Origin of the sequence: Streptomyces sp. SID3212 (assembly GCF_009865405.1) — a bacterium.
Classification (GTDB): domain Bacteria; phylum Actinomycetota; class Actinomycetes; order Streptomycetales; family Streptomycetaceae; genus Streptomyces.
In genome coordinates, this window is record NZ_WWJY01001177.1 from 1 (window position 1) to 7,617 (window position 7,617).

The 7,617-nt window shown below is 71.5% G+C and carries 6 protein-coding genes and 1 pseudogene; all 7 read left to right on the forward strand.

All coding sequences use genetic code 11. From position 1 onward, the window contains the following. A partial coding sequence (locus tag GT042_RS35280; protein ID WP_202534674.1) for a peptidoglycan-binding domain-containing protein occupies positions 1-489 on the forward strand: 489 nt, incomplete at its 5' end. 97 nt (positions 490-586) lie between these two features. Then, positions 587-1,264 (forward strand): HAD-IA family hydrolase, encoded by a 678-nt coding sequence (locus GT042_RS35285; protein ID WP_161312767.1) that lies wholly within the window; start codon positions 587-589, stop codon positions 1,262-1,264. 392 nt (positions 1,265-1,656) lie between these two features. Next, positions 1,657-2,310: an HNH endonuclease family protein gene (locus GT042_RS35290; protein ID WP_161312768.1), complete on the forward strand. Its 654-nt coding sequence runs from the start codon at positions 1,657-1,659 to the stop codon at positions 2,308-2,310. Positions 2,311-2,411: 101 nt separating this feature from the next. Continuing rightward, positions 2,412-4,160, forward strand: a complete 1,749-nt coding sequence (locus GT042_RS35295) for an alkaline phosphatase D family protein (RefSeq protein ID WP_161312769.1) — start codon at positions 2,412-2,414, stop codon at positions 4,158-4,160. A gap of 273 nt (positions 4,161-4,433) precedes the next feature. Further along, entirely contained in the window at positions 4,434-6,524 is a 2,091-nt protein-coding gene (locus GT042_RS35305) for an FAD/NAD(P)-binding protein (RefSeq protein ID WP_237531521.1), read from the forward strand. 64 nt (positions 6,525-6,588) lie between these two features. Continuing rightward, positions 6,589-7,044, forward strand: a complete 456-nt coding sequence (locus tag GT042_RS35310) for a DoxX family protein (RefSeq protein ID WP_161312770.1) — start codon at positions 6,589-6,591, stop codon at positions 7,042-7,044. A gap of 237 nt (positions 7,045-7,281) precedes the next feature. Next, a pseudogene (locus tag GT042_RS35315) lies at positions 7,282-7,617 on the forward strand (hypothetical protein); the annotation flags it as partial.

The following is a 7,617-nucleotide window of genomic DNA, read 5'->3' on the forward strand; positions in this document are numbered from 1 at the left end:
TCGGAACAGCCTAGCGAGACCCCGCAGCCCTCCGCGTCCCCGGACGCGCCGAACGGCACCGGCTCCGCGCCCGCGGCGTCCGCCCCGGAGTCGGCGAAGCCCTCCGCGCCGCCGAAGGCCGTACCGTCGGAACGGCCTTCGGCCACCGCCTCCCCCACGGGCCGCCCGGCCGACGCGTCCCCCGAGACCTCCACGCCTCCCCCCGCCCTCACGGGCGGCGCGCTGCGTCTCGGCGACTCCGGTCCCGAGGTCGTCGAGCTCCAGCAGCGGCTGGCCGGGATACGGCTCTACCAGGGCACCCCGGACGGGCAGTTCGACCAGCGGGTGCAGGTGGCGGTCGCGGCGTACCAGATCTACCGGAAGATCGGCGGCGACCCGCGCGGCGTCTACGGCCCGGACACACGCCGGTCCCTGGAAGCCGAGGCAGGGGGACAGGGCCAGGGAAACGGGCCCGGGCGCGACCACCAGGGCCCCGGAAGGCGCCACTGACCGACTTTGTACAATGGCTGAACAAAGCGGCTCCGCCCGTACTCCCTGACCGGCGGTCGGAGCCGCTTGCCTCTTCTCCCGCCCCTGGAGCACCCCGATGCCGGCCACCACCCCGCCCGCCGTGACCGTCCTCACGACCCGTGGCCTCCTCCTGGACATGGACGGCACCCTCGTCAACTCCGACGCCGTGGTGGAGCGCTGGTGGCGCCGCTGGGCGGTCGAGCACGGCCTGGACCCGGACGAGGCGCTCAAGGTCGTCCACGGACGCCAGGGGCACGCCACCATGGCCGTCCTGCTCCCGGACCGGCCGGTGGAGCAGAACCTCGCCGACAACCGCGTGATGCTCGCCCAGGAGACCGCCGACACGGACGGCGTGGTCCCCGTCCCCGGCGCCCCCGCCTTCCTGGCGTCCCTCGCCGGCCTGCCCCACGCGCTGGTCACCTCGGCGGACGAGACCCTGGCCACGACCCGTATGAAGGCCGCCGCCCTCCCGCCCCCCGCCCTCCGCGTCACCGCGGAGTCGGTCACCTCCAGCAAGCCCCACCCGGAAGGCTTCCTCAAGGGCGCGGCGGCCCTCGGCCTGGCCCCGGCGGACTGCGTGGCGTTCGAGGACTCGGAAGCGGGCATCACGGCGGCCCTCGCGGCGGGCATGCGCGTGGTGGGCATCGGCCCCCGCGCCCTGCCCCACTCCCCCACGGCCCACGTGGAGGACCTCACCCACGTCCGCGCGGAAGCCCTCCCGGACGGCGGGATCCGCCTGCACCTCACGGCCTGACGACGGCCTGACGACGACATGACGACGACCTGATCACCGTCTGACGACCGCCCGGCCGCCACCCGACGACCGCCCAGCCGTCGCCCGACGGCCCGGAGCGCCCCGCCGAACTCCCGGCCCCCCAGCCGACGGTGACCACCACCGCACCGCCACCACCTCCGCCACCACCTCCACCGCCGCCCCCAACTGGGCACCCCGCGCCCCCCGCACGCCCCCCACCACACGCAACAACCCCCACACCACCCCGAATCAACGCGCGTCCACCTCTTGATATGACGTGCACATGTCGTCACGCTGTTACCTGACGCCCACCCCCACGAAACCCGCCACCGCGACGATGGCGGGCGGTCGTCGTACAGCTCTCTCCACACCCCCACCACAAGGGAGTTCGCATGTCTGGTGTCTACGCGCGTGGAATTCGCCGCGCCGCCGTCCTCGCCGTCTCCGCCGCCCTCGCAGCCGCCGCCACCCTGCTCACCGCCCCCACCGCCCAGGCCGCGCTCCCCACGCCGGTCACCGCCGCCACCGCCCGTACGTACCTCACCCAGCTGACGGTGAAGGCGGAAGGTTCCTCCAGCGGTTACAGCCGCGACCTGTTCCCGCACTGGATCACCCAGTCCGGCGCCTGCAACACCCGCGAGGTCGTGCTCAAGCGCGACGGAACGAACGTCGTCCAGGACTCCAGCTGCGCCGCCACCAGCGGCCGGTGGTTCTCGGTGTACGACGGCGCCACCTGGTCCGCCGCCGCCGACGTGGACATCGACCACATGGTGCCGCTCGCCGAGGCCTGGCGTTCCGGTGCGAGCAGCTGGACCACCTCCCAGCGGCAGTCCTTCGCCAACGACCTGACCCGGCCCCAGCTCATCGCGGTCACGGACAACGTCAACCAGGCCAAGGGCGACCAGGACCCGGCCACCTGGCTGCCGTCCGTCACCTCGTACCGCTGCACGTACGTCCGCGCCTGGGTGCAGGTGAAGTACTACTGGAAGCTGTCCGTCGACTCGGCGGAGAAGAGCGCGCTCCAGTCGATCCTGAACGGCTGCTGACCGACCGGCGAATTCTCTCCGGCCCGCACTCCGATCACCCGCCCCACTCGCCACGTCCCTCCGTCGTTCCGTACCGTACGGAACGACGGAGGAGGGCACACATGACCGGGCTGCGCCTGGGACCACTGCTGCGGTACGTCGACTGGGACGGCCGCGGCACCGCGACCGTCTGGGTCGAGACCGACCGGCCGTGCACTGCGGAAGTGCGGTGCGAGGACGGGGCGTACGGCAGTTCCCGTACGTTCACCGTCGCGGGGCACCACTATGCCCTGATCCCGGTGACCGGGCTGACCCCCGGCACCGCCACCCCCTACGAGGTGGTGCTCGACGACAACCGCGTCTGGCCGCCCGAGGACTCCCGCTTCCCGCCGAGCGTGATCCGCAGCCCCACCGCGGACACGACCGACCTGCGGGTCTCCTTCGGCTCCTGCCGCTGGGCGTCCCCGCCGCACGGCGAGCCCGACCCGGTCGGCCCCGACGCCCTCGACACCCTCGCGCTGCGCATCGCCGCCGAGACCACCGCGACCGGCGAGACCCTCCCGACGGGCCAGGACAGCCGGGGGCGCGGACGCCCCGACGTGCTCCTTCTCATAGGTGACCAGGTCTACGCGGACGAGACGTCGAAGGCGACCCAGAGCTGGCTGGCCAAACGCCGCGACCTGAGCGAGCCGCCCGGCGAACAGGTCGCCGACTACCAGGAGTACAGCCATCTGTACGACGAGTCGTGGGGCGACCCGGACGTGCGTTGGCTACTCTCCACCGTCCCCAGCTGCATGATCTTCGACGACCACGACCTGATCGACGACTGGAACACCAGCGACGCCTGGGTCTCCGACATGCGCGAGAAGCCCTGGTGGCAGGAGCGCGTCCTCAGCGGGCTGATGTCGTACTGGGTCTATCAGCACCTCGGCAACCTGTCCCCCGCCGAACTGGAGACGGACGAGGTGTACGCGGAGGTCCGCGCCGCGTCCGACGGCACGGAGCGGCTCCGGCAGTTCGCCTCCGAGGCCGACCGCGACCCGGCGGGGGTGCGCTGGAGCTACCGGCGCGACTTCGGCCGTACGCGACTGGTCATGATCGACTCCCGGGCCGCGCGCGTCCTGAAGGAGAGCGAGCGCGCGATGCTCGACGAGGGCGAGGAGCGGTGGGTCCGCGAACAGGCGCTCGACGGGCGGGGACCGGTCGACGGTCAGGACTCGTCCGACGGACGAGGTTCCGGCGACGGGCGGGGATCGTACGACCATCTCCTCGTCGGTACGTCCCTGCCCTGGCTGCTCCCGCCCTTCATCCACGACGTCGAGTCCTGGGACTCCGCCCTCTGCGGCGGTGAACGCGGGCCGCGCTGGGCCCGGTTCGGCGAATGGCTGCGCCGGGGGGCCGACCTGGAGCACTGGGCCGCCTTCCCCAAGTCCTTCGAGAAACTGGCCGCGTTGATAGCGGAGGCCGGCAGCGGTCCGGGGGCGCCGGCGACCGTGTGCGTGCTGTCGGGGGATGTACATCACGCGTACATCGCGGAACCGCGTTGGGCGGACGGCTCGGGCGGACCGGACGCCCGTGTCCTCCAGTTGACCTGTTCGCCGGTGCACAACTCCATCCCCGCCTCGATGAAGATCGGTTTCCGGTTCGGCTGGAGCGGGCTGGGCCGGGGGCTGGGCCGCGCGCTCAGGCGGCACGGCCGGGTGGGCCATTCGTCGGTCTCGTGGCGCAGGACGGGGGGCCCCTGGTTCGGCAACCAGCTGATGACGCTGACGCTGCGTGGCCGGTCCGCCGACCTGAGGCTGGATCACGCGCTCGCGAAGGAGGGGGGCGCGGAGTTGGTGACCGTACAGGAACGGTCCCTGACTCCGTGACCTGACTCCGTGATCTGACTCCGTGACAAGCCGCCCGGGCGGTCGGACCACTCCGGCCGCCCGGGCGCCCGGGCGCCGAATGGGCGATCCGCACAAACTCTTTCCCGAACCCCCTCGATTTCCTTGCCCCAACCCCTCCGTGATCCTTCCCACAGAGGGTGATCCCCCGCCCAAGGGTTCGACTCCCGGTGGACCAGCGGCATGATGAGCGGACGATCCGCTTCCAGTGGCGGCCTTCCCTTCCTCCACCCCCCATGTCCCGGGAGCCACAGCTTGTCCGATGTACGGCAGCCCCTGCCCCACTCCCTCGCCGTCGTCGGCGCCGGCCCCCGCGGCACCTCGGTTCTCGAAAGACTCTGCGCGTCCGTGCCCGAACTCGCCCCGGACGTCCCGCTGACGGTGCACGTGGTCGACCCGGAGCCGCCGGGCCCCGGCCGCGTGTGGCGCACCGACCAGCCCGCCGAACTGCTGATGAACACGGTCGCCTCGCAGGTCACCGTGTTCACCGACCCGACCGTGGCGTGCGAGGGGCCGATACGGCCCGGCCCGAGTCTGTACGAGTGGGCCGTGGACCGGCCCGGCGAGCGGCTGGGCCCCGACGACTACCCGAGCCGGGCCTCGTACGGCCGCTACCTGGAGTGGGCGTTCCGGCGTACGGCCGACCACGCCCCGGAGAACGTGACGGTGGTGGTGCACCGGGCGCGGGCGATCCGTCTGGATGACGACCTCACGGATCTGGCGGACCCGGGGGACGTGACGGCCTTGACGGCCTTGACGGGCGGGACGGACGGGACGGACGGGACGGACGAGACGCACGGGACGGACATGTCCGCTCCGAAGCAGACGGACGCGAACAACCCGAGCGGCCCAGGACGCCCCACTCTCCGCCGCCCGCGCCAGATCCTCACCCTCGACAACGGGACGACGCTCTCCGGACTCTCCGCCGTGGTGCTCGCTCAAGGTCACCTACCGGTGATTTTCGGTCAGACCCAGGCCGTACTCGCGGAGTATGCGGAGCGTCACCGTCTGCGCTACGTCCCGCCCTCGAATCCCGCCGATGTCGACCTGACTGGGATCGCTCCCGGCGAACCGGTGCTCCTGCGCGGGCTCGGTCTGAACTTCTTCGATCACATGGCGCTGCTGACGGCGGGCCGCGGCGGGATCTTTGCTCGTGACACCGAGGGTGTCCTCGTATACCACCCGTCGGGCCGCGAGCCCGAGTTGTACGCGGGATCGCGGCGCGGGATCCCGTACCAGGCGCGCGGGGACAACGCGAAGGGCCCCTCCGAACGGCACCGCCCGCTGGTGCTGACGCCGGACGTGATCGCGGGGTTCCGCAAGCGCGCGGACGACGGCGACCGGCCGGACTTCCTGACGGAGATATGGCCGCTGGTCGCCAAGGAGGTGGAGGCGGTCTTCTACGCCACGGTCCTGGCCTCGGGCGCGGGCCCCGCCTCCCCCGTCCCCCTGCCCTCCTTCCTGGACCGCTTCCTCATGGCGCCGCACGGCAGCCCGCAGGAGTCCGCCGTCCTGGACGACGCCGGGTTCGAGCCCGCCGCCCGCTGGTCCTGGGACCGGATCTCCCGCCCGTACGGGGACCGGGTCTTCCTCGATCCCGCCGATCACCGCGCCTGGTTGCTGATCCATCTGCGCAAGGACGCCGCCGAGGCCGCGCTCGGCAATGTGGCGGGCCCGGTCAAGGCGGCCCTGGACGTCCTGCGCGACCTGCGCAACGAACTGCGGCTGATCGTGGACCACGCCGGCCTCTCCGGCTCCTCGCGGCGCGACCATCTCGACCGCTGGTACACGCCGTTGAACGCGTTCCTCTCCATCGGGCCGCCCCGCCGCCGTATCGAGGAGATGACCGCCCTGATCGAGGCGGGCGTGCTCGACGTGATCGGGCCGCGGATGAACGTACGGGTACAGGACGGGGTGTTCGTGGCCGAGTCCCCCGAGGTGCCCGGATCGGCCGTACGGGCCACCACCCTCGTGGAGGCGAGGCTGCCGGAACCGGATCTGCGGCGCGGCTGCGACCCGTTGCTCTCGCGACTGCTGAAGACGGGTCAGTGCCGGCCGCACACCGTCGGTGGTTACGAGACGGGTGGCCTGGATGTAACACGCCGCCCGTACCACCTGATCGACCGTCAGGGCGAGGCCCACCCGCGGAGGTTCGCGCTCGGGGTGCCGACCGAGGGAGTGCACTGGGTGACGGCCGCGGGCGCGCGGCCGGGTGTCGACTCCGTGATGCTCTCGGAGACCGACGCAGTGGCACGTGCCACCTTGGACATCCTGGTCAGAGGCGTGAAACAGGACGCGGCGCGAATTGATCGCCGCCCAAATGTTGAACTTGCAAGCATCGATTAGGGATACCTAACGTGAGGGAGCCACTCATCGGTCCAGACCATTGATCGAAGGAGTACAACCCCCCATGAATGCACGCCTCAACCACGCGCAGCCCTACGCACTCGGACTGTTCCGGGTGGTCGTCGGACTCCTCTTCGCGTTCCACGGAGCGTCCTCGATCTTCGGACTCTTCGGTAAGGACGCCACCTCGGCCGGTACGTGGCCGGGCTGGTACGCCGCCCTCATCGAGCTGGTCGGGGGCGCGCTCATCCTGCTCGGCCTCGGGACCAGGACCGCCGCCTTCATCTCCTCGGGCTCGATGGCGTACGCGTACTTCACCGTGCACCAGCCGGAGGCGCTGCTCCCCATCCAGAACCAGGGCGAGGGCGCGGCCATCTTCTGCTGGGCGTTCCTGCTGATCGTCTTCACCGGCCCGGGCGCCTTCGCCCTGGACCAGCTCTTCACCTCACGCGGATCCGGCGGCGCGGGTCCCCGGTCCGGGGAGGAACGGAAGGAACAGCCGGAGCCGGTGGCCGCCTGACCCCGTACCACCTCGTCCCCTTTTGCCGCCTTTTGACGGTGCCCGGACCTTCGACCGAAGGTCCGGGCACCGTCAAGCCCGTAAGGGCACGGTCCCGGGAAAGGCTGGAAATTCCGGGCACCCCGGCGCGTCTGCCCGTACCCTTCAGGCGTACGCTGTATGGCTGGCAAGCTGCTCCTGTCTGCACTCCTGCGACTACGCGGCGTTGTTCACAGGATCGGGCGGGGAGTCGGAAAAGTGTTGGACAGTTTGGGGTCGCTGACGGGCAGCCCATGGATCTACGCCGTCGTGGCTCTTTCCGTACTTCTGGACGTGTTTCTGCCCGTCCTGCCCAGCGGCGTGCTGGTGATCACGGCCGCGACGGCGGCAGCCGCCGGTACGAGCACGGTCGTCAACGCGGCCGACCAGGTGGCCCGCGTCCCGCGCGAGGTGCCCTCGCTGCTCATCCTGATGTTCTGCGCGGCGGGCGCGTCCGTCCTCGGTGATCTGGCGGCCTTCCGGCTCGCCTGGCGCGGCGGCGACCGGCTGGACCGGGCCATCGCGCGCTCCCGCCGGCTGACCACCGCCCAGAAG